Below are 21,782 nucleotides of genomic sequence, written 5' to 3'. Positions count from 1 at the left end.
CCACGGTCGTTGACGCTTATGCCAGGCCGGCAGCGGCGCGCAGTTCGGCCGCCTTGTCGGTGCGTTCCCAGCTGAATTCCGGCTCTTCGCGACCGAAGTGGCCATAGGCCGCGGTCTTGCAATAGATCGGGCGCAGCAGGTCGAGCATCTGGACGATGCCTTTTGGACGCAGGTCGAAGTGCTCGTTGACCAGGGCCGCGATTTTTTCGTCCGAAATCACGCCGGTGCCTTCGGTGTACACGGTGATGTTGATCGGACGCGCCACGCCGATCGCGTAGCTGACCTGCACCTGGCACTGGCGCGCCAGGCCGGCGGCGACGATGTTCTTGGCGACGTAGCGCGCGGCGTAGGCGGCCGAGCGGTCGACCTTGGACGGGTCTTTACCGGAGAACGCACCGCCGCCGTGCGGGGCTGCGCCGCCGTAGGTGTCGACGATGATCTTGCGGCCGGTCAGGCCGCAATCGCCCTGCGGACCGCCGATGACGAAGCGGCCGGTCGGGTTGACCAGGAAGCGGGTTTTATCCAGCCACTCGCGCGGCAGGGTCGGCTTGATGATCTCTTCGATGACGGCTTCTTCGATCTGCGAATGGGTGACGTCGGGGTGGTGCTGGGTCGACAGCACGACGGTGTCGACCGCGACCGGACGGCCGTCGACGTAGCGCAGGGTGACTTGCGATTTTGCATCCGGACGCAGCCATGGCAGGCGGCCATCCTTGCGCAGCTGCGACTGGCGCTCGACCAGGCGGTGCGAATAATAGATGGCGGCCGGCATCAGCTCTGGCGTTTCGTCGCAGGCATAGCCGAACATCAGGCCCTGGTCGCCCGCGCCTTGGTCCAGATCGATGCCGGCGCCTTCGTCCACGCCTTGCGCGATGTCGGGCGACTGCTTGTCATAGCAGACCATGACGGCGCAGCCCTTGTAATCGATGCCGAAATCGGTATTGTCGTAGCCGATGCGCTTGATGGTGTTGCGCGCCACCTGGATGTAGTCGACGTTGGCGTGCGTGGTGATCTCGCCGGCCAGCACCACCAGGCCGGTGTTGCACAGGGTTTCGGCGGCGACGCGCGCGGTCGGGTCTTGCTCGAGGATGGCGTCGAGGATGGCGTCGGAAATCTGGTCAGCGACCTTGTCCGGGTGGCCTTCGGAGACGGATTCGGAAGTGAAGAGGTAGTCGTTCGACATGTAGGCTCCAGTTACTGTTCACATGAATTGCCGCAGCAAACTGTTGCCTGCGACGCTTTAGCGACATTTATATTCCGCTTCGCAAGTTGTCTGTTAACTCGGCGGATCCAGCATAAAGTGGTATTTTACGCTTCCTTGGAATTTTGGTGTGGAAACGCACGCGCAAACGCAACGCGATCCGACACCCATCAATCGACATGTTAGTAGTCATTTTCCGTATCTTATCTATTTTCCCGTTGCCAGTCCTGCACGCCTTGGGCGCCGCGCTGGGCTGGCTGGTCTATTGGCTGTCGCCGTCGTACAAGCGCCGCCTGCGCGCCAACCTGGCCCAGGCCGGCTATGACGCGCACTGGAAACAGGCCGTGTCCGAGGCCGGCAAGGCCGCGATCGAGCTCGCCTTCGTGTGGTGCGCCAAACCGGAGCGGGTTGCCAGGCATGCCACGGTGGAAAACTGGGAACTGGTCCAGGAAAAACTCGACGCCGGCCGCGGCATTGTGTTCCTGACGCCACACCTGGGCTGCTTCGAAATGACGGCGCAGCAGATCGCGCTCAAGACGGCGTTGACGGTCATGTATCGTCCGCCGCGCAAGGACGCGCTGCGGCCGCTGGTCGAAGGCGCACGCGCGCGCCACAACCTGCACCTGGCGCCGGCCAACCTGTCCGGCGTGCGCATCCTGGCCAAGACCCTCAAGGGTGGCCAGCCGATCGGCTTGCTGCCCGACCAGGTGCCACAGGAAGGCGAAGGCGTGTGGGCGCCCTTCTTCGGCCGCAACGCCTATACGATGACCCTGCCGGCCAAGCTGGCCCAGCTGGGCAAGGCCGACATCCTGCTGGTGTACGCCGAGCGGCGCCCGCACGGCGCCGGTTACATCGTGCGCTTCGTGCCGTTCGACGGTGACCTGAGCGGCAGCGCCGCCGAGCAGGCGGCGGCGATCAACCGCGCCATGGAGCAGCTGATCGCGCGTGCGCCGAGTCAGTATTTCTGGAGCTATAACCGCTACAAGCAGCCGGAAGGCGTGGCCGGTCCGGAAAGCGAGGTCGCGGCATGAGGGTGTTGCTCGGAATCCTGTGGCTGCTGCATTTCCTGCCGCTGCCCATCCTCGGCCGCATCGGCGAATCGATCGGCAGCCTGATGTTCATGATCATGGGCCGGCGCCGCCACATCGCGCTGACCAATCTGCGCCTGACCATGCCCGAACTGGACGAGCGGGAACGGCGCCGCATCGCGCACCGGCACTTTCGCGCCTATGCGCGCAGCATCGTCGAGCGCTCGATCCTGTGGTGGGCGCCCGAGGAACGCGTGCGCAGCCTGATCCAGGTCGAGCCGGCGGTGCCGCAGGCCGAGATGGAAGCCGGCCCCACGATCCTGCTGTGCCCGCACTTCGTGTGCCTGGACGTGGCCGGCGTCGCCTCGCGCGTGATCCCGGTGTGCAGCATGTACGTGCCGCAAAAAAACGAAGCCTTCGACCGCCTGCTGCGCCACGGCCGCGAACGCTACGGCCCGGTGCGCCTGGTGACGCGCAAGGAAGGCATCAAGCCGATCCTGCGCGCGCTGCGCGACGGCCTGCCCTACTTCATGCTGCCGGACATGGATTTCGGCGAAAAGGATGCCGAATTCGTGCCCTTCTTCGGCGTGCAGGCCGCGACCCTGACCGCGCTGGGGCGCATCGCCGCCACCACCGGCGCCAAGGTGATCCCGGTGATCGCGACCTATCTGCCGAACTACCAGGGCTGGCGCGTGCGCTTCTACCCTGCATGGGAAAACTACCCGGGCGACGACATGGTCGAAGCGACCCGCCGCATGAACGCCTTCATCGAAGAGCGCGTGCGCGAAGCGCCGGAGCAATATTTCTGGACCCACAAGCGCTTCAAGACCCGTCCCCCGGGTGAACCTTCGCTGTATGATTAATTTATGAAACTGAAATTCACCAAGATGCACGGCGCGGGCAACGACTTTGTCGTGATCGACGCCATCAACCAGAAGATCGACGTCGACGGCATGAGCGCCGACGGGTGGCAGCGCCTGGCCGACCGCCGCTTCGGCATCGGCGCCGACCAGATCCTGGTCGTCGAGCGCCCGGTCGACGCCGGCGTGGACTTCCGCTATCGCATCTTCAACAACGACGGCAGCGAAGTCGAGCAGTGCGGCAACGGTTCGCGCGCCTTCGTGCGTTTCGTGGTCGAGAAAGGCTTGACGCGGGAACGCAGCATCCGCGTGCAGACCATGTCGGGCGTCATCAACCCGCGCCTGGAAGACGACGGCAACGTGACGGTGGACATGGGCGCTCCGCGCCTCGATCCGGCCGAGGTGCCGTTCGACAGCGCCGGCTTGGACGGCAAGCCCGAAGGCGAGGACACGCTGTGGCCGTTGCCGGTCGGCGGCGAGGCCACGCAGATCTCGGTGGTCTCGATGGGCAATCCGCATGCGGTGCAGGTGGTGCACAACGTCGACACGGCGCTGGTGGAGCAGACCGGCCTGCTGATCGAACACCATGAGCGCTTTCCGAAACGCGTCAACGCCGGCTATATGCAGGTGGTCGATCGCCATCATATTCGCCTGCGCGTGCATGAACGCGGGGCCGGCGAGACGCTGGCCTGCGGTACCGGCGCCTGCGCGGCGGTGGTCGCCGGCATCCGGCGCGGCCTGCTCGATTCGCCGGTGCGCGTGTCCGCCCGCGGCGGCGAGCTCAGCATCGCTTGGGCGGGAGCGGGCCAGCCGGTCTACCTCAGCGGACCGGCGGTGTCGGTGTTCGAGGGCGAAGTCGAGATCTGACGCCGCCGTCACCACGTCCAGGGCGCCGTTGGCGCCCTTTCCATTCGCAGTCCTGTCTGTTTTCAGGCCGCCAGCTCGATGTCGGCGCCGCCGTCGGCGTCGTTGCCGGGGATCGCCACATTGAGCAGGGTGCGCAGCCGGTACAGGCGCTGCCGATAATTTCCTTCCGGCCCAGCCGGACCGCAGTCGACCTGCTCGAACAGGCGCACGATGCGATCCAGCGCCTCGCGTTCCTGCGCCGATTCCACCATCACCAGTCGCCGCTTGCTGCGCCCGTAACTGGCGCGGATGTCGATGACGAGGCAATGGCCCTGGTCGGCGGCCCCCACGTCCAGCAGCAGCGCCTCGGCGCGCGACAGGCCGAACAGCGCCGCCAGCTCGATGCGCGCGGCCAGCAAGGGATGCGCCGCCAGCGCGTCGGTGTGGCTGGCCAGCAGCCGCCCGGTTTCGGTGTACGGCGCGGCCGTGGCGCGCGGCGCGATCTTGCGCAGCAGCTCGACGGCTTCGTGCGAGCCCTGGGCCGCCGCCTTCTGCAGCCAGTACACGGCGCGCACGTCGTTGTTCTCGTTCTCGCGGCGCGCGCGCCAGGCGTTGTGGCCGCATTCGAGCTGGGCGTCGCGATACCCCATCTCGGCGGCCCGCTGCAGGTAGCGCTGGGCATCGGCCACGTTACGCTGCGAAAACTCGGGCTTGATATAGATGCGCGACAGCGCATACCAGGCCTCGGCCAGGCCCTGCTCTCCGGCCAGGTTCAGCCACCGGATCGCTTTCTTGAAGTTGGCGACATGCGCGTTCGCGACATGCGCGTTGGCGACATGCGCGTTCGCGACGTGCGCGTTGGCGACATGCGCGTTCGCGACATGCGCATCCGCGACCTGGCCATTGCTGCAACGCCTGCCATCGACCCGCATGCGCGCACAGCGCAGGCCCAGCGCCAGCTGTGCATGGGCGTCATGCTCGGCCGCGGCCAGCTCCCAGAACACGGCCGGTTCGCCCGGTTGGCAGCGCGCCGCCGCCGCGCCGGCGTCCAGCGCCTGCAGGCCGCTGACGCCATCGAGGGCCGGGTCGATCAGGCGCGCACAACGCGACAGCAGGGTGATCTCGTCGGGGGCGAAACGACGCATTTCTCCTTGTTCGCCGCGCTCGCTGACCAGCGCGCGCGCCTGCGGCAGTGCGCGCTCGAGGTAGTCGTCCCAGCGGCGCGCCGTCCATGCCTCGTCGAGCGCGGCGTACTGCGCCACGCCGGCGCCTGGCGGACGCGGCGACCGTTCCTGGCCGGACTCGGACACCGGCGGGCGCGCCGGCGGACGCCCGGCGGCGCCGGCCGCGGACGCCGGCTGCGCCGCGCCGCTCGGCGGCGCCGCCCGCGTACCGGGCTGGGCCGCGGGCTGCCTGCCCTGCCGCTGCGACAGCAACCATTGCGCGTGCGGGAAGCCGGCGCGCGCCGCGTCCTCGAGCGCCCGCACGGCCTTCGGATGCTGCTGGGATGGCGCTGCCGCCGGATCGAGCACCAGCTGGGCGAACACCAGGCCGGCATGCAGGCTGCCGTCGTCATAGGCGCGCTCGTACCACTGGGCGACGGCGCCGGCGTTATGTTGGGCAAGCTCAAGAGGAATATGGTTACCGATCAACTGCCAGGCAGGTGGACAGTCTTGTCGAGCCGCACGTTCAAGCCAGTGGAGCGCCGTCGGCAGGCTCTGCGGGAGTCCGGCGCTGCCGAACAAATACAGCTTGCCCAGCTCCAGCTGGGCCGCCACCTGCCCGGCGCGGGCGTTGCGAATGATCGCCAATTCTTCGCGGTTAGCCATCGTTGGAATACGTAAAAAAAGTGAGTCGGCAACACGCAGCGGCGACGGCATCACGGCCGTCCGGCCCCATGGCGCAAGCCGGCCTGGCGAGGTTGCCAATATACAAGGTATTGACAGGGCCTGTCGCCGCTCATGCAAATTTGGCCAAAGTCTAAGCCGCTGCAGCCGGCGATTCGATTCGATTCCGGGGTGAGTTGACGGGGCGCAAAGCTGGTTCAAGCGGATGAAACCGGCCACCCTGGCCGCACGACATCAACGCATGCTCGCGCTCGCTTCATGGATGAACGCTGCGGTCCCTTTTCCCGGACGCAAAAACCGCCGGCTTTGTGTCATGCATCAGGCATACGTTTCAAAAATACAACAGCACGATTGGATTTATTAGCGATCTACCAAGCGCGCCACTGATAATTGACCAAATAGCCAGCCCTGAAGTTTGAAACAATCAAGGTGACCCGAGCGGCCGGCCTCGACGTTCTGCATGCGCTCACCTCGATCCTGGGAACACCGATAATGAAGAAATCTCTCCTGGCCGTCGCACTGTTTGGCGCTTGCGCCGGCGCGGCCCATGCGCAGACGTCGGTGCAGCTCTACGGCAATGTCGATGCCGGCATCGTCAAGCGCAGTGGCGAGAACGTCAGCATCGGCAAGCGCGCCGCCAACACCCTCGGCATCCGCGGCACCGAAGACCTGGGCAATGGTTTCAAAGCGCTGTTCCACCTTGAAATGCGTTACGAGCCGGATACCGGCAGCAGCGAGATCGGTCCCGACGGCAATCAGCGCCAGCTGTTCCAGGGCCAGAGCCGGGTCGGCCTGCAAGGCGACTTCGGCATGCTGCGCATCGGCCGCGGCCTGACCCCGTTCCATGAAACCATCGGCAACTTCGAACCCTTTCATGCGATCCCGACCGCGGGCGGCTTCTATACCGACCTGAGCGTCGCCGGCTACAGCTCGCAGCCGCTCGACCCGGTTGGCGCATCTGGCAACCGCTGGTCGAACGCCATCTGGTACAACTCACCGATCGTCAATGGCTTCCAGCTCAACACCGCGATCGCGACCAGGGAAAACAATGGCGGCGTCGCCGTGATCGGCCGCGGCAGCGCCGGCGCGCCGCAGTATCCGGTCGGCGCCGAAGCCTCGGCCAATCCGTTCTCGGTCTCGGCCACCTACAACAACGGCCCCGCCGCCCTGATGGCGGCCTACGAGCGCAACGCGATCGAGTCGAAGGTCTGGTCGGTCGGCGCCTCGGTCCAGGCAACCCCGGAACTCAAGCTCATGGGCACCTTTACCAGGCTGGACGAAGACCACACCCGCCTGTTCAACAACGATACCAGTTCATGGGTGCTGGGCGCCAACTACACGCTGGGCCCGGGCAGGTTCCTGGCCGGCTACGGGCAGAAGGACACCGATGGACTGGAGAAGGTCAGGCAGCTGTCGCTGGGCTATGAATACAGCCTGTCGAAGCGCACCTATCTGTACATCGACGCTTCGCGCAAAAAAGGCTTGCTGACCAATCCGGGCAACGTCAACCAGTACGACATCGGCATCCACCATTCGTTCTAGACGTTCTGGCTTGAGGCGACCTGGCGCAACCAGCGTTGTCCCTGTCGTCCATCATCCATGTAGTGTTTTCACAACGCCAATCTACCCTCGGCGTGTCCGCGAACGAGCGTTCTGTACAGTGCGCCATGGCAATGGCATATTGGTGGAGCGAGCTCAAGCATCGCGACAAGAAAATAATATGGAGACACGATGAAGAAAAGCCTGATCGCCGCCCTGCTCGGCGCTACGTTTGCATGCTCCGCCCTGGCCCAGACCAGCGTCCAGATCTACGGCATCGCCGATGCCGGCGTGATGTGGCAAAAAGGTGGACCGACCAAGATCTATAGTGGCGGCGCCGACGGCTCGCGCCTCGGCATCCGGGGTAGCGAAGACCTGGGCAATGGCTACAAGGCCATCTTCAACCTCGAAGCCCGCGTCGAACTCGATAACGGCTCGCAGCAGCCGGCCCTGATGAACGACAATCCGGGCGTCTACCTGCTGCGCGGCATGGACCAGATCCCGCAAGCCATCCGCGACCGCCTGCAGGCGGCGATCCAGCCGCCGGGCGCGCCGGCCGTCAATCAGGAAAAAGCCCTGTTCGACCGCACCGCGATGGTCGGCCTGATCACGCCGATCGGCGCCGTCATGCTGGGCCGCATGTACACCCCGGGCTACGAAGTGTTCAACATGGCCGACGCCTTCGAATCGGGCACCGCCGGCACCTGGGGCCACGTCACCGGCGGCACCGCCGGCTTCACCGCGCTGGGCGCCGACATCCGCTCGCAGGAAGCGATCCAGTACCGCATCGCCCTGCCGAACGGCCTGGGCGGCTCGGTCATGTATGGCGCCCGCAATTCCGGCTACCTCGGCCGCTATTACAAATTCCGCGCCGGCGCCGTCACCTATAAGGCCAACGGCTTCGACGTCGGCATCGGTTACAACCACGGCTACGACATGCAGAACCGGCCGAGCCTGCGCACCCTGACGGTCGGCGGTTCCTACACGCTGAACGACAGCTGGAAATTCTTCGCCGGCTTCCACAGCCAGCGCAACCAGAATTCGGCGCTGCTGCCGGATTACCTGGCTGGCTGGAACCAGGCCGTGGTGCCGGCGCTGGTGGCGCAAGGCGTCCCGCAGGCGACCCAGGCCGCCCTGCTCAGGATCTTCCAGACCAATATCACCGCCAACACCCAACAGGACGCGAACAGCTACCAGGTCGGCGTCCACTATCGTGTCGGCAACGGCCGCATCGTGGCCTCGTACGCGCACCAGAACGACCGCCTGGCCTCCAACAGCGACGCCGACCTGTATGCGGTGGGCTACAACTACTACCTGTCCAAGCGCACCGACCTGTACACCGCGCTGGCCTTCATCAAGAACGACAACGAGGCGCAGTATGCGCCGGGCACCTCGGGCAATCCGGGCGGCTTCACCGAAGCGCCGGGCGCCGACGGCCGCGCCTTGCAGCTGGGCATCCGTCATCGTTTCTGACGCGGTCCGCGCAGGCATGCACACCGCGGCCACGGCCGCGGTTTTTTTTTGATCGCCGGATCAGCGCAGCGGCGCCGCGCTCGCTGCAGCAACCGGAGCAGCAACCGGCGCCAGCACCGGGTTGTCGCCGCGATTGCGCGCCGGCGCCTTGTGCACCATGGTGTAGGCGTAGTCGACGCCCATGCCGTAGGCGCCCGAATGCTCGGTGACGATCTTCATGACCGCGTCGTAGGTGTCGCGGTTCTTCCAGTCGCGCTGCCATTCCAGCAGCACCTGCTGCCAGGTCACCGGCACCACGCCGGCCTGCACCATGCGCTGCATGGCGAAGTCATGCGCATCCTTGGTGGTGCCGCCCGAGGCGTCGGCCACCATGTAGATCTCGTAATCTCCTTCCAGCATGGCGCACAGCGCAAAGGTGGTGTTGCACACCTCGGTCCACAGGCCGGCCACGATGACTTTCTTGCGGCCGTTGGCAGCCAGCGCATCGCGCACTTTCTGGTCGTCCCATGAATTCATCGAGGTGCGTTCGAGGATCGGCTTGCCCGGGAATACGTCAAGCAGCTCCGGATAGGTATGGCCCGAGAAGCTGTCGGTCTCGACCGAAGTGATGATGGTCGGGATATCGAAGACCGAGGCCGCCTTGGCCAGTCCGACGACATTGTTCTTCAGGGTCTGGCGGTCGATCGACTGCACGCCGAACGCCATCTGCGGCTGGTGGTCGATGATGATCAGCTGCGAGTTTTGCGGGGTCAGGACGTCGAGTTTCGGATTGTGCATGATGGTTCTCCCAGGTTGTGTATGTATAAACCATCGAACTGATCGACGCTGGATCGAGGCCTTCTGCCTGTTCCGTTGCTTCGTGTTCGATGCGATGGAGCCATTATGCGGTGCTGAAACGCCAAGGAAAAACGGAAAAAATATCAACATTTCATCGAAATTTTCGAACATCGATTTTGCCTCTATCCCATTGGCCGGGACGACCTGTCCCTGCTGCGGCAAGCCGCGTGGCAGGATGGCGCCGGCGGCATGTTTGTTCGCCGGCGCCATGCCTGGGTCGGGTAGAATGGGAGAATCATTTTCACGCCGGACCTCCCATCACATGAGCATCGCACCACTGGACGCCAACGCAGTCGCGCAATACCTGATCGATCATCCGCAATTTTTCCAGGAGCATGCCGGCCTGCTGGGCGAAGTGAAGCTCTCCAGCCCGCTGACCGGCCGCGCCGTGTCGCTGCAGGAGCGCCAGATGGAAGTGATGCGCGACAAATTCCGCGCGCTCGAGCTGCGCCTGTCGGAGCTGTCGCGCCGCGCCGAAGAAAATGCCGGCATCGCCAACCGTTTCCACGCCTGGACCCAGGCCCTGCTGGTGTCAAAGGGTGGCGCCGCCATGGCGCGCGACCTGGCCGACGGCCTGCGCACCCATTTCATCGTGCCGCAAGTCACCCTGCGCCTGTGGAATGTGGCGCCGGAGCATGCCGGCGAATGGTTCGCCCAGGGCGTGTCGGACGACGCGCGCATCTTCGCCAACAGCCTGCGCGCGCCATATTGCGGCCCGAACAACGATTTCGAGGCGGTGCGCTGGCTGGACGATGCGGAATCGATCCGCTCGACCGTCATGCTGCCGCTGGGCCAGCCGGGCCAGAGCTTCGGCCTGCTGGTGCTGGGCTCGCCCGATCCGGCGCGCTTCACGACCGCGATGTCGACCGATTTCCTGGTCCACATCGCCGCCACCTCGACCACCGCGCTGGCGCCGCTGCGCGCCTGAGCCAGCGGCCATGGACTGGGCCGCACGCTACCTGGCCGAGCTGGCTACCCAGCGCCAGCTGTCGCCGCACACGGTCGACGCCTACCGGCGCGACCTGGCCGAGCTGGCCGAACTGGCCGGCCACGCCGACTGGCCGCGGCTGACCCACTTCGATATCCGCCGCTACGCCGCCAGGCTGCATGCCGGCGGCCAGTCGGCGCGCACGATCGCGCGCAAGCTGTCCGGCTGGCGCGGTTTCTATGCCTGGCTGTCGAACCACACCCCGCTGGCCGCCAACCCGGTCGACGGCGTGCACGCCCCGAAACGCCCCAGGAGCCTGCCCAAGGCGCTGGCCGTCGACGATGCCGTGCAATTGATGGATGCAAATACGCGCGGCCACGCCGAACCTTTCGAGCTGTGCAACCGCGCCATGTTCGAGCTGCTGTATTCGAGCGGGCTGCGGGTATCGGAACTGGCCGGCCTCGATATCGCCTGGCAGGATGCGCGCGCCGGCCAGCCGGCCTCGCTCGGCTGGCTCGACCTGCAGGCCGGCGAAGTGGTGGTCACCGGCAAGGGCGGCAAGATGCGCCGGGTGCCGGTCGGCGGCCCGGCGCGCGAGGCGCTGGCGGCCTGGCTGGCGGTGCGTCCCGCCGCGCGCGACGGCAGCGCCGCCCTGTTCCTGTCGGCGCGCGACACCCGCATCTCGCCGCGCGTGGTGCAGAACCGGCTCAAGCAGCATGCGCTGCGCGCCGGCGCCCCGGTCCACGTGCATCCGCACGTGCTGCGCCACTCGTTCGCCTCGCACCTGCTGCAATCCTCGGGCGACCTGCGCGCGGTGCAGGAATTGCTCGGCCACGCCAGCATCACCTCGACCCAGATCTATACGGCACTCGATTTCCAGCACCTGTCGAAGGTGTATGACGCGGCCCATCCGCGCGCCAAGGCCAAGTAATCGCCTGACCGACGCAGGCGCGCCATTCTGGCCACATCCCCGGGTTGATGGTTTGAACTCGATCAAGCCCGGACACTGTTGATGGTGAGCTTGCAAGAATTGCGGCATAATCCCCCGGTTCTTTTGTCCAACCCCCAACACGAGTAGCGTACCAATGGACCTGATTCCCAGCACCATCCTGACCGGCTTCCTCGGCGCGGGCAAGACCACCCTGCTCAACCGTATCCTGCAGGAAGAGCACGGCATGCGCATCGCCGTCATCGAGAACGAATTCGGCCAGGAGAATATTGACAACGAAATCCTGGTGCAGGATTCGAGCGAGCAGATCGTCGAGATGAACAACGGCTGCATCTGCTGCACCGTGCGCGGCGACCTGATCGTGGCATTGACCAACCTGGCGCAAAAGCGCGCCGCCGGCGAAATCAGTTTCGACCGCGTGGTGATCGAAACCACCGGCCTGGCCAACCCCGGCCCGGTGGCCCAGACTTTCTTCGTCGACGAAGAAGTGGGCGCCAACTACCTGCTCGACGCCGTGGTGACCGTGGTCGACGCCCGCCATGCGATGGACCAGCTGACCCAGAACGAGGAAGCCCAGCGCCAGGTCGGTTTCGCCGACAAGATCCTGCTGTCCAAGACCGACCTGGTCGACGCCGCCGCCGTCGAGACCCTGAAGGCGCGCCTGCACCGTATCAATCCGCGCGCGCCGATCGCGACCAGCGACTTCGGCCGCGCGCCGATCTCGGACGTGCTCGACCTGCGCGGCTTCAACCTGAACGACAAGCTGGAACTGGATCCGGATTTCCTGAAGGTCGAGGAAGCCCATGACCATGATCACGACCACGATCACGCCCACTGCGGCCACGACCATGCGCATGGCGAAGCCTGCAATCACGACCACCACCACGGCCACCACACCGACGACATCGCCGCCTTCGTGTTCAAGAGCGAGCGCGCCTTCGACCCGGAACGCCTGGAACAATTCCTGGGCAGCCTGGTGCAAGTCTTCGGTCCGCAAATGCTGCGCTACAAAGGCGTGCTGCGGATGGAAGGCGTCGACCGCAAGGTGGTGTTCCAGGGCGTGCACCAGATCATGGGCAGCGACGTGGGACCGAAATGGGGCGAAAACGAGACGCCTGCCACCAAGATGGTCTTTATTGGTAAAAATTTACCAAAAGACGTATTTGTCCGCGGACTTGAACAATGTTTGGTATAAACTACATCGGTTTGACCGGCGTGTTAAGAGCCTATCCCGGTAGGTGGGGGGAAGCGCATGGCGATGCATGGCTGGCGTGAGCAAGGCGCGAGGAGGACGCATGGCGGCGCCATGCAACGACGAGCAACGCAGCACACGCCTGCCAGGCGCGCCAGGCGCGACTCCCACCTGCCGGGGTAGGCTCTCAGATCGCATGACGACCCGCCGCGACAGTTTGTCGCGGCCGACTCGCCGGACCGACCGGTGCGCTATATACTAGCCGCCAGCCTGCTGTAGCGAACTGTCCTTGCTGCATATGCGGCGCGGCCAGAGAAGGGATGGCGCCAGGTCGCTATCAAGGCAGCTTGCCTCACGCACACCTTTATCGGGTATAAAGTTGGCAAGCTGATAAAATGAAAACCTCTGTCGTATCGAAGGCATCATGACTAAAACAACGAAACCGAATACCGCCCAGCCCGAAGAACGCCTCCTGACGGAAGAAGAGATTCGGGCGATGAGCGATGACGACTACATGAATCCGGCCCAGCTCGCGTTCTTCAAGAACCGTCTGCAGGAACTCGAGAAGGAACTGCTGAAGAACGCCGGCGAAACCACGGAACACCTGCGCGAAACCGTCCTGGTTCCCGACCCGGCCGACCGGGCGACGATCGAGGAAGAACACGCGCTGGAACTGCGCACCCGCGACCGCGAACGCAAGCTGCTCAAGAAAGTGCAGCAATCGCTGCAGTCGATCGACGGCGGCGAATACGGCTGGTGCGAAGAAACCGGCGAGCCGATCGGCATTCCACGCCTGATCGCCCGCCCGACCGCCACGCTGTCGCTGGAAGCCCAGCAGCGCCGTGAGCTGAAGCAAAAACTGTACGGCGACTGATTTATCGCCGACGCCATCGAGAAAAGCATGCGAGGGATCGCATGCTTTTTTTGTTTGCGCGCCCGTCTCCCGGCATGACTGCGCACGCTTCACGCGCCATGCATATGCTATCGTTTCCCATCGGATACACTAGGCCGAGCGGCGTGTGCACAGCACACTGGCCGAAGGTTCGTGCTATGGTCTGGCACGGCTGGCCTAATTGACAACGGTGAGCATGGGGCTTTTCTCCTTCCTGAAGAGAAAGAACGACGATGCGGGGGTGCGCGATTGGCCGCCGCCCGAGTCGCGCCTGCGCGGCGAGCCGTCGCGCCTGGACACCGAGGCCGAGCGCGAACGCCAGCGCGAGATCGCGCGCGCCACCGCCGCCAAGATCGACGAGATCGAACTCGCATTCGCTTCCGACATGTTCGACGACGAGCCGGCCTGGGGCAGCGGCGTGCGGCGCCCGGCCGCTGGCGTCGCGTCTCCGGAACATGACACTGCGCCGCAGGCCGCGGCGCCCGCCAGCGCCCCGGCCATCGACGAAAGCGCCATCCTGTACGCCAACGGCCAGCCAGACGCGGCCGAACAGCTGCTGCGCGCCTGCCTGCCGACCCTTGGCCGCGCCGAGCGCCTGCCGTGGTGGATGCTGTTCGACCTGTACCAGGCCGATGGCCGCGAAGAAGCCTTCGAAAGCGTGGCCATCGACTACGCCAGCCATTTCGAGACCTCGCCGCCGGCCTGGAAGCCGCTGCCCGCCGCGCTCGCCGCAACCGCTGCGGCCCTTCCCGGTCCCGGCCTGGCTGCGGTCGAGGCCTTCGCCCCCAGGATCGACGCCAGCGTCGCGGCGCCGCTCAAGCGCGTGCTGGATGCGCCGGCGCCGGTCGTGCGCCTGGACTTCGGCCGGGTGACGGCGATCGACGCCGACGGCGCCGCCTGCCTGCTGGCGGCGCTGCAACAATTACGCGGCGCCGGCCGCGAGCTGGTGCTGGCCGGCGCCGACACCCTGCTGGCGACCCTGCGACCGATGCTGGCGATCGGCCAGCGCGGCGCCAGCCCGGCGCCCTGGCTGCTGCTGCTCGAGCTGCTGCTGTTGACCGGTCGCGAAAAACAATTCGAGGAAGCGGCGATGGATTACTGCGTCACCTACGAGGTGTCGCCGCCCTCGTTCGAGGCGCCTCTGCGCGTGTCCACCGCCGCGCCGGCGCCCGGCCATGGCGACCGCTTCATGTTGCCTGCCATTGTGAGCGGTCCAGACGGCGCCCTGCTGGCGGCCATCGACGCCTATGCCCAGGAGCGCGAGACGCTGGTGCTGGATTGCTCGCGCCTGGCGCGCATCGACTATGCCGGCGCCGCCAGCCTGCTGGCGCGGCTGGATGCGCATGGCGCCGCCGGCCGCGCGGTCGAGCTGCGCGAACTGAACCATCTCGTCGCCACCCTGCTGCGCCTGCTCGGCGCGGGCGATGGCGTGCGGCTGTATCCGCACCGCTACTGACCGATCAGAGCCAGCCGAAGGCCAGCAACAGCAGCAAGGTCACGACCAGCGACACCAGGATCGAGCCAAGGCAACCAAGCTTGTTGGAAAAAAATAAGAACATCGTTTAACGGCTCCATTCAGCGGCGTAGGGACAGCGTACAGGCCGCTGCCCGCGCCGGGCGCACATTTGGCCTCGAGCATTTAAGGCTGAGCTAATCTTGCAATCCCGCGCACGATCCCCACCTGCTGTTGGCTAGAACATCACGAGGTCAAAATGGAACAATTTCACGGTACAACCATCGTCAGTGTGCGGCGCGGCAACCAGGTCGCGCTGGGTGGCGATGGCCAGGTCACGCTGGGCAATGTCGTCATGAAGGGCTCGGCGCGCAAGGTGCGCAAGCTGTACCAGGGCAAGGTCCTGTGCGGATTCGCGGGCGGCACCGCCGACGCGTTCACGCTGCTGGACCGCTTCGAAGGCAAGCTGGAAAAACACCAGGGCAACCTGCTGCGCGCGTCGGTCGAACTGGCCAAGGATTGGCGCACCGACCGCGTGCTGCGCCGCCTGGAAGCGATGCTGCTGGTGGCCGACCGCGAGTCGACCCTGATCATCACCGGCAACGGCGACGTGCTGGAGCCGGAAGACGGCATCGGCGCCATCGGTTCGGGCGGCGTCTATGCCCAGTCCGCCGCCAAGGCGCTGTACGAGAACACCGACATGGCCCCTAGCGAAGTCGTCAAGAAGGCGCTCACCATCGCCGGCGAGCTGTGCATCTACACGAATATGTCCCACATCATCGAGACCCTGGATTGATATGAGCAGCATCATGAACATGACCCCACCCGAAATCGTTTCCGAGCTCGACAAGCACGTGGTCGGCCAGGGCAAGGCCAAGAAGGCGGTCGCCATTGCCCTGCGCAACCGCTGGCGCCGCCAGCAGGTCGATGAGAGCCTGCGTCATGAAATCACGCCCAAGAACATCCTCATGATCGGCCCGACCGGCGTCGGCAAGACCGAGATCGCGCGCCGCCTGGCCAAGCTGGCCGACGCGCCCTTCATCAAGATCGAGGCAACCAAGTTCACCGAGGTGGGCTATGTCGGCCGCGACGTCGACACCATCATCCGCGACCTGATCGACATCGGCGTCAAGCAGACCCGCGCCAGCGAAGCGAAAAAGGTGCGCCAGCGCGCCGAGGACGCGGCCGAGGACCGCATCATCGACATCCTGGTGCCGCCGGCGCGCGACTTCGGCTTCAACACCAGCAGCGGCAACGGCGACACGAAGGAAGGCGAAGCCACGCGCCAGACCTTCCGCAAGCGCCTGCGCGAAGGCTCGCTCGACGACCGCGAGATCGAGATCGAAGTGGCCGACGCCGCGCCGCAGATGGAAATCATGGCGCCGCCGGGCATGGAAGAAATGACCGAGCAGATCAAGTCGATGTTCGCCGGCGTGGGCAATGCGCGCAAGAAGCCGCGCAAGCTCAAGATCAAGGAAGCGATGAAGCTCCTGATCGACGAAGAAGCGGGCAAGCTGCTCAACGAGGACGAACTCAAGCAGAAGGCGATCGCCAACGTCGAGCAGAACGGCATCGTGTTCCTGGACGAGATCGACAAGATCGCGACCCGTTCCGAACACGGCGGCGCCGACGTCTCGCGCGCCGGCGTGCAGCGCGACCTGCTGCCGCTGGTCGAGGGCACGACGGTGAACACCAAGTACGGCATGATCAAGACCGACCACATCCTGTTCATCGCCTCGGGCGCCTTCCACCTGTCGAAGCCGTCGGACCTGATCCCGGAACTGCAGGGCCGCTTCCCGATCCGCGTCGAGCTCGAATCGCTGTCGATCGACGACTTCAAGAGCATCCTGACCTCGACCCACGCCAGCCTGACCAAGCAGTACGAGGCGCTGCTGGCGACCGAGGGCGTCAAGATCGAGTTCGTGGACGAAGGCATCCATCGCCTGGCCGAGATCGCGTTCTCGGTCAACGAGCGCACCGAAAACATCGGCGCACGCCGCCTGTACACGGTGATGGAAAAGCTGCTCGAAGAGATCTCGTTCAGCGCCGGCTCCGAGAAGGACCAGGTGGTGCGGATCGACGCGGCCTATGTCAACGAACGGCTCGATGCGCTGGCGGTCAACGAAGACCTGTCGCGCTACGTGCTGTAACCATCCTGGCGGAGACCCGCATGGCGAACAAGGCATTGGCGACACGGCAGAAGATGCGCCTGCGGGTCGAACCCTCGCAGCAGTTCGGCAAGCCGCGCAACCCGATCGCGGCGCTGGCCAAGGCGCGGTCGGCCGGGCCGCATGCCAAGCCGCTGTCGAGCGAGCGGCATGAAGCCAAGCGGGCGCTCAAGAAGGCCAAGCTGGTGGCGGACGAGGACGACTGAGCCTGCGTTAGCCTGATCAAGACATTCTCCTTGCGGACACTTCGGTGTCCGCTTTTTTTCGTCCATCGGCCCGGCGTGCCATTCGTCGCATGCGCCTTGTCCCTGTCCCCGTTCAACGGTAGAGTCAAGCGTCGCCATTCTTTACGGATACCATGAGTTCACCCGACCTGATCCTCGACGCCCTGCGCGCCCGCCTGCGCGCGGCCGGCATCACCTACAAGCTGCTGGCCGAGCGCATCGGTGTGAGCGAATCGAGCGTGAAACGCATGTTCGGCCAGAAGGACATGGCGCTGTCGCGGCTGGCCGAGATCTGCCAGGCGACCGGCATCCCACTGGAAGAGTTGTTGCGCGGGGCTCTCGACACCCGGCCCCGGCTGGATGCCCTGAGCCTGCCGCAGGAGCGCTCGCTGGTGGCCAATCCGCGCCTGCTGCTGATGGCGATCTGCTGCCTCGGCCACTGGAACGTGGAACAGGTCGTCGACACCTACAAGCTGAGCGAGGCCGAGTGCATCACCCTGCTCGCCGAACTCGACCGGCTGGGACTGATCGAACTCAAGCCGCTGAACCGCTACCAGCTGCGGGTGTCGAACGCATTCCGCTGGCTGCCGGATGGCCCGGTGCAGCAGTTCTTCCGCGAACACGTGGTGGAGGATTATTTTGCCGGGCGCTTCGACGGCGCGGGCGAGGCGCTGATGTGCCTGCCGGCGCGGCTGTCGCCTGCCAGCGCAAAAGAGTTGTCGCTCAAGATCGAGCAACTGGCGGCGGAACTGGCGCGGCTGCACCTGAACGACCGGCGCCTGCCGGCCGGAGAACGCGAGGGCTATACCTTGTTGCTGGGGTTCAGGTCGTGGGAACTGGCGGCGTTTACCGCACTGCGACGCTGATGGGCTCGGTACGGTGAAGAGGCGATAAGAGCCTGCCGCCGCGCCGCCGCCCTTACTGGGTGATCGGTTGCTGGGTCTGGTTCATCGGCGGCGCATTCGGCGGCATCTGCACGTTGTTGCGGCTCTGCTGGGTCGGATCGCCCTGCTCCGGCGGCGGATCCTGCGGCTCTTGCGGCGCCTGCTGGTCTTGTGGCGCCTGCTGCTCTTGCACCACTTGCGCATTCTCCGGCGTGGTCGGCGTGCCCTGCGGACCGCCGCCCGGCGGCGGCACGCTGCGCATGGTGGGCGGCGCGCTGACCACGCCCGGCGCGGTTTGCGGTTCCACGCCAGGCGCCGCGGTCATCGGTTGCGGCATCTGCTCTGGCATCACGCGCGGTTCCGGCGGCATGATCGACGTCGACTGGCCGGTATCGGGCGCCAGTTCCACCCGCTTCATCACGCCGCCATCCGACAGCATCACGTAGCGCCGGTGCACTTCGGCCACGGTCACGCCCGGCGCGATCTCGCGGCCGATGCGCACCGCTTTCGGCGGCTGGCCGTCGGCCACCAGGATGACCGCGCTGTCGGCGCCGGCCGACACCACGCCAGTGAGCTGGAAATTGGAAATCACCGCGGTCGGCTGGCCGCCGAACAGCGTTGCCGCCGCCTCCGGGCTCGGCGGGGGCTGGGTGGCGACCGGCGCCGCCGCCAGCGGCCGCTGCTCCGGCTTGTACAGCTGCAGCACCCAGTAGGCGATCGAGGCCGCCAGCAGGATCAGGGCAAGCAGGCTGAGAAGAAGAGGCAAACGTTTGTTCATATTATTGACTGCCATTGTTTTACTGCACCAGCTGGTTGATTTCGATGATCGGCATCAGCACCGCCAGCACGATCAGCAGCACGACCAGGCCCATGGCCAGGATCAGCACCGGCTCGAGCAGGCCGGCGATGGTGAGCGTGCGGCGCTCGAGGTCGGCCTGCTGCGAATTGGCGGCGCGCTCGAGCATGGCCGGCAGTTCGCCGGTGATCTCGCCGGCGCGGATCATGTGCACCAGCATCGGCGGGAAATGTTTTTGCGCCGACAGCGCGCGCGCCAGGCTCACGCCTTCGCGCACGCTGCCGGTGGCCTGCTCGACCAGCTCGCGCATCGCCACGTTGGACAGGGTTTCGCGGCTGGTGTCGAGCGCGCGCAGGATGGGCACGCCGGAACCGGTGGTGATCGCCAGCGTGCTGGCGAAGCGCGCCGTATTGAGGCTGCGCTCGAACTTGCCGTAGATGGGCGCCGTCAGCAGCCAGGTGTGCCAGCGCCGCTTGAGGTCGGGATTGCGCAGCGCGCGCCGCCACAGCCAGAACGCGCCGCCGATCAGGATCGCGCAATAGATGCCGTAGGCGCGCACGAAGTCGGACACGGCCAGCATGACCACGGTGAGGAAGGGCAGCTTCTGCTTGGTGTTGGCGAACACCGAGACGATCTGCGGCACCACATAGGTGAGCAGGAAGATCACGATCGCGAACGCGACCACGGTCACGATCGCCGGATAGGTGAAGGCCAGCCGCACCTTCTGCACCAGGGCGTTGCGGCGCTCGATGTAGTCGGCCAGGCGCGACAGCACGCGCGAGAGCTGGCCGATCTGCTCGCCCGAGGCGACCAGCGCCCGGTAGATCTCGGCGAAGTCGCGCGGGTGGTGCGACAGCGCGGTGGAGAATGGCGAGCCGCCGATGACTTCGGAGCGGATCGAGGCGATCAGGTCGCGCATATAGGCGCGCTCGGCCTGCTCCAGCAGCGCGGTGAAGGCTTGCTCGAGCGGCAGGCCGGCCTCCAGCAGGCTGGCCAGCTGGCGCGTGAACAGGGCCAGCTCGTTCTGCGACAGGCGCTCGCCGATGCCGCGCGCGCGGGTGACGCCCGAGGCGTCGACCTGGGCGGTGATCGCCTCGACGTTGAGCGGCGTCAGGCCTTGCGTGCGCAGGTCGGCGCGCGCCGCGCGCGGGCTGTCGGCGTTGACCACGCCCTTGCGGGTGGCGCCGCCGGCGTCGACGGCTTCGTAGCGAAATGCCGGCATCAGTCAGTTCCCATCCGCATCTTAATCCTTTGTCACCCGCACCAGTTCGGCGCGCGTGGTGGTGCCGTCCGCCAGCCAGCGTTCGCCGTCGTCGCGCATGGTCTTCATGCCGGTTGCCAGCGCCGCATCGCGGATCTCGGCTTCGGAGGCGCGGTTGTGGATCTGGGAACGGATCTGCTCGGTGGTTTCGAGCAGCTCGTAGACGCCGACCCGGCCATGATAGCCCGTATGGCCGCAGCGCTCGCAGCCGACCGCATGCCAGGTGGAACCGTCGAAGGTCTTGCACTGCGAGCAGAGCTTGCGCACCAGGCGCTGGGCCATCACGCCCAGCAGCGACGAGGACAGCAGGAACGGTTCGATGCCCATGTCCAGCAAGCGCGTCACCGCCGAGGCGGCATCGTTGGTGTGCAGCGTGGCCAGCACCAGGTGGCCCGTGAGCGAGGCTTGCACCGCGATCTGCGCCGTCTCCAGGTCGCGGATCTCGCCGATCATGATCACATCGGGATCTTGGCGCAGGATGGCGCGCAGCGCTTTCGCGAACGTCATGTCGATGCGGGCGTTGACTTGCGTTTGGCCGACGCCGTTCAGGTCGTACTCGATCGGGTCTTCCACCGTCATGATATTGGTGGTGGACGCGTTCAGGCGCGACAGCGCCGCGTACAGGGTGGTGGTCTTGCCGGAACCGGTCGGGCCGGTCACCAGCACGATGCCGTGCGGCTGGTTGATCAGGCGGTCGAACTGCGGCAGCATGTCCTCGGCCATGCCCAGGTGCGACAGGTCGAGGCGCCCTGCTTCTTTATCCAGCAAACGCAGCACGGCGCGTTCGCCGTGGCCGGTCGGCAGCGTCGAGACGCGCACGTCGACTGGTTTACCGCCCACGCGCAGGGTGATGCGGCCATCCTGCGGGAGGCGCTTCTCGGCGATGTCGAGCTGCGACATGATCTTGATACGCGAGATCAGCGAGGCGTGGATCGCCTTCTTGGGGCGCACGATGTCGCGCAGCGCGCCGTCGATCCGAAAGCGCACCACCGAAGTCTGCTCGAATGGCTCGATGTGGATGTCGGACGCGCCTTCGCGCAGCGATTGCGTGAGCAGCGCATTGATCATGCGGATCACCGGCGCATCGTCGGACGATTCCAGCAGGTCTTCGATGGCGGGCACGTCCTGCAGCAGCTTGGTCAGGTCGAGGTCGGCGTCGAATTCGTCGACCACCTGCGACGCGTCGCCGCCGCCGCCGGCATAGGCGCCGGCGATGGCCGCGTCGAGCTCGTCACGGTCGAGGCGGCGCAGCTGGATGCGGCCGAAACGGCGCGAGACCTCGGCGATGGCCGCTGGCGCGGTGGCGCTGGACACCAGCACTTCGACGCTCTGGCCCGGTTCGCCATTACCGCGCGCCAGCACGCCGTGGTCGCGGGCGAAGGCGTAGGGCAAGAGATTGTTCAT

General features: G+C 65.8%; 20 protein-coding genes. 14 read left to right on the top strand and 6 right to left on the bottom strand.

What is annotated here, in order from left to right; all coding sequences use genetic code 11:
• Window positions 1-16: 16 nt before the first annotated feature.
• The gene (metK, locus tag ABIB42_RS10095; RefSeq protein ID WP_005663694.1) at window positions 17-1,183 is read right to left on the bottom strand and encodes a methionine adenosyltransferase; all 1,167 of its coding nucleotides are present in this window, start codon (window positions 1,181-1,183) and stop codon (window positions 17-19) included.
• A 146-nt stretch (window positions 1,184-1,329) separates the two neighbouring features.
• On the opposite strand from metK, the gene ABIB42_RS10090 reads away from it, so the two are divergent.
• Genes ABIB42_RS10090 through dapF form a run of 3 tightly spaced genes read left to right on the top strand, consistent with a single transcriptional unit; the run spans window position 1,330 to window position 3,956 of the window.
• Window positions 1,330-2,232: a lysophospholipid acyltransferase family protein gene (locus ABIB42_RS10090; protein ID WP_219862067.1), complete on the top strand. Its 903-nt coding sequence runs from the start codon at window positions 1,330-1,332 to the stop codon at window positions 2,230-2,232.
• The gene (locus ABIB42_RS10085; protein ID WP_005663698.1) at window positions 2,229-3,092 is read left to right on the top strand and encodes a hypothetical protein; all 864 of its coding nucleotides are present in this window, start codon (window positions 2,229-2,231) and stop codon (window positions 3,090-3,092) included. Before ABIB42_RS10090 ends, ABIB42_RS10085 begins: the two co-directional genes overlap by 4 nt.
• 3 nt (window positions 3,093-3,095) lie before the next feature.
• A complete protein-coding gene (gene dapF / locus ABIB42_RS10080) occupies window positions 3,096-3,956 on the top strand; it encodes a diaminopimelate epimerase (RefSeq protein WP_219862066.1) in 861 nt (286 codons plus the stop codon).
• A 62-nt stretch (window positions 3,957-4,018) separates the two neighbouring features.
• Here the strand turns inward: dapF and ABIB42_RS10075 are convergent, their stop codons facing one another.
• Window positions 4,019-5,764: a hypothetical protein gene (locus ABIB42_RS10075; protein WP_429248281.1), complete on the bottom strand. Its 1,746-nt coding sequence runs from the start codon at window positions 5,762-5,764 to the stop codon at window positions 4,019-4,021.
• Between the two features lie 510 nt (window positions 5,765-6,274).
• Here ABIB42_RS10075 and ABIB42_RS10070 point away from each other — a divergent pair.
• Both ABIB42_RS10070 and ABIB42_RS10065 read left to right on the top strand, forming a co-directional pair.
• A complete protein-coding gene (locus ABIB42_RS10070) occupies window positions 6,275-7,324 on the top strand; it encodes a porin (RefSeq protein ID WP_219862062.1) in 1,050 nt (349 codons plus the stop codon).
• A gap of 189 nt (window positions 7,325-7,513) precedes the next feature.
• Window positions 7,514-8,794: a porin gene (locus ABIB42_RS10065; RefSeq protein WP_005663709.1), complete on the top strand. Its 1,281-nt coding sequence runs from the start codon at window positions 7,514-7,516 to the stop codon at window positions 8,792-8,794.
• Between the two features lie 60 nt (window positions 8,795-8,854).
• Here the strand turns inward: ABIB42_RS10065 and ABIB42_RS10060 are convergent, their stop codons facing one another.
• Window positions 8,855-9,571: a hydrolase gene (locus ABIB42_RS10060; RefSeq protein WP_005663710.1), complete on the bottom strand. Its 717-nt coding sequence runs from the start codon at window positions 9,569-9,571 to the stop codon at window positions 8,855-8,857.
• A gap of 322 nt (window positions 9,572-9,893) precedes the next feature.
• On the opposite strand from ABIB42_RS10060, the gene ABIB42_RS10055 reads away from it, so the two are divergent.
• From ABIB42_RS10055 to ABIB42_RS10015, 9 genes are all read left to right on the top strand, one after another.
• Window positions 9,894-10,559 (top strand): DUF484 family protein, encoded by a 666-nt coding sequence (locus ABIB42_RS10055; RefSeq protein WP_005663712.1) that lies wholly within the window; start codon window positions 9,894-9,896, stop codon window positions 10,557-10,559.
• A 10-nt stretch (window positions 10,560-10,569) separates the two neighbouring features.
• On the top strand, window positions 10,570-11,490 hold the full coding sequence (xerC, locus tag ABIB42_RS10050; protein ID WP_219862060.1) for a tyrosine recombinase XerC: 921 nt from the start codon (window positions 10,570-10,572) through the stop codon (window positions 11,488-11,490).
• Between the two features lie 154 nt (window positions 11,491-11,644).
• Window positions 11,645-12,703 carry a CobW family GTP-binding protein gene (locus ABIB42_RS10045; RefSeq protein ID WP_071360807.1) on the top strand — a complete coding sequence of 353 codons (1,059 nt, stop codon included), beginning with the start codon at window positions 11,645-11,647 and terminating at the stop codon, window positions 12,701-12,703.
• Between the two features lie 421 nt (window positions 12,704-13,124).
• A complete protein-coding gene (gene dksA, locus ABIB42_RS10040) occupies window positions 13,125-13,574 on the top strand; it encodes an RNA polymerase-binding protein DksA (RefSeq protein ID WP_005663718.1) in 450 nt (149 codons plus the stop codon).
• Window positions 13,575-13,788: 214 nt separating this feature from the next.
• Window positions 13,789-15,048: an STAS domain-containing protein gene (locus ABIB42_RS10035; protein WP_219862058.1), complete on the top strand. Its 1,260-nt coding sequence runs from the start codon at window positions 13,789-13,791 to the stop codon at window positions 15,046-15,048.
• Window positions 15,049-15,304: 256 nt separating this feature from the next.
• Window positions 15,305-15,841 (top strand): ATP-dependent protease subunit HslV, encoded by a 537-nt coding sequence (hslV, locus tag ABIB42_RS10030; protein ID WP_071360808.1) that lies wholly within the window; start codon window positions 15,305-15,307, stop codon window positions 15,839-15,841.
• Between the two features lie 13 nt (window positions 15,842-15,854).
• Window positions 15,855-17,195 carry an ATP-dependent protease ATPase subunit HslU gene (gene hslU, locus ABIB42_RS10025; protein WP_040775527.1) on the top strand — a complete coding sequence of 447 codons (1,341 nt, stop codon included), beginning with the start codon at window positions 15,855-15,857 and terminating at the stop codon, window positions 17,193-17,195.
• A 20-nt stretch (window positions 17,196-17,215) separates the two neighbouring features.
• Window positions 17,216-17,419 (top strand): hypothetical protein, encoded by a 204-nt coding sequence (locus ABIB42_RS10020; RefSeq protein ID WP_005663727.1) that lies wholly within the window; start codon window positions 17,216-17,218, stop codon window positions 17,417-17,419.
• A 152-nt stretch (window positions 17,420-17,571) separates the two neighbouring features.
• Entirely contained in the window at window positions 17,572-18,303 is a 732-nt protein-coding gene (locus tag ABIB42_RS10015; RefSeq protein ID WP_184238442.1) for a helix-turn-helix domain-containing protein, read from the top strand.
• Between the two features lie 52 nt (window positions 18,304-18,355).
• On the opposite strand, the gene ABIB42_RS10010 is transcribed toward ABIB42_RS10015, so the two are convergent.
• Genes ABIB42_RS10010 through gspE form a run of 3 tightly spaced genes read right to left on the bottom strand, consistent with a single transcriptional unit; the run spans window position 18,356 to window position 21,782 of the window.
• Entirely contained in the window at window positions 18,356-19,099 is a 744-nt protein-coding gene (locus ABIB42_RS10010; RefSeq protein ID WP_229520314.1) for a hypothetical protein, read from the bottom strand.
• Between the two features lie 19 nt (window positions 19,100-19,118).
• A complete protein-coding gene (gene gspF / locus ABIB42_RS10005) occupies window positions 19,119-20,339 on the bottom strand; it encodes a type II secretion system inner membrane protein GspF (protein WP_071360811.1) in 1,221 nt (406 codons plus the stop codon).
• 21 nt (window positions 20,340-20,360) lie between these two features.
• Complete coding sequence (gene gspE / locus ABIB42_RS10000) at window positions 20,361-21,782, bottom strand: type II secretion system ATPase GspE (RefSeq protein WP_005663735.1); 1,422 nt, start codon at window positions 21,780-21,782, stop codon at window positions 20,361-20,363.

The sequence above is a fragment of the Massilia sp. UYP32 genome (genome assembly GCF_050434365.1).
In the GTDB taxonomy this organism is placed as follows: domain Bacteria; phylum Pseudomonadota; class Gammaproteobacteria; order Burkholderiales; family Burkholderiaceae_D; genus Telluria; species Telluria timonae.
This window is presented reverse-complemented; position numbering and strand designations above follow the sequence as displayed.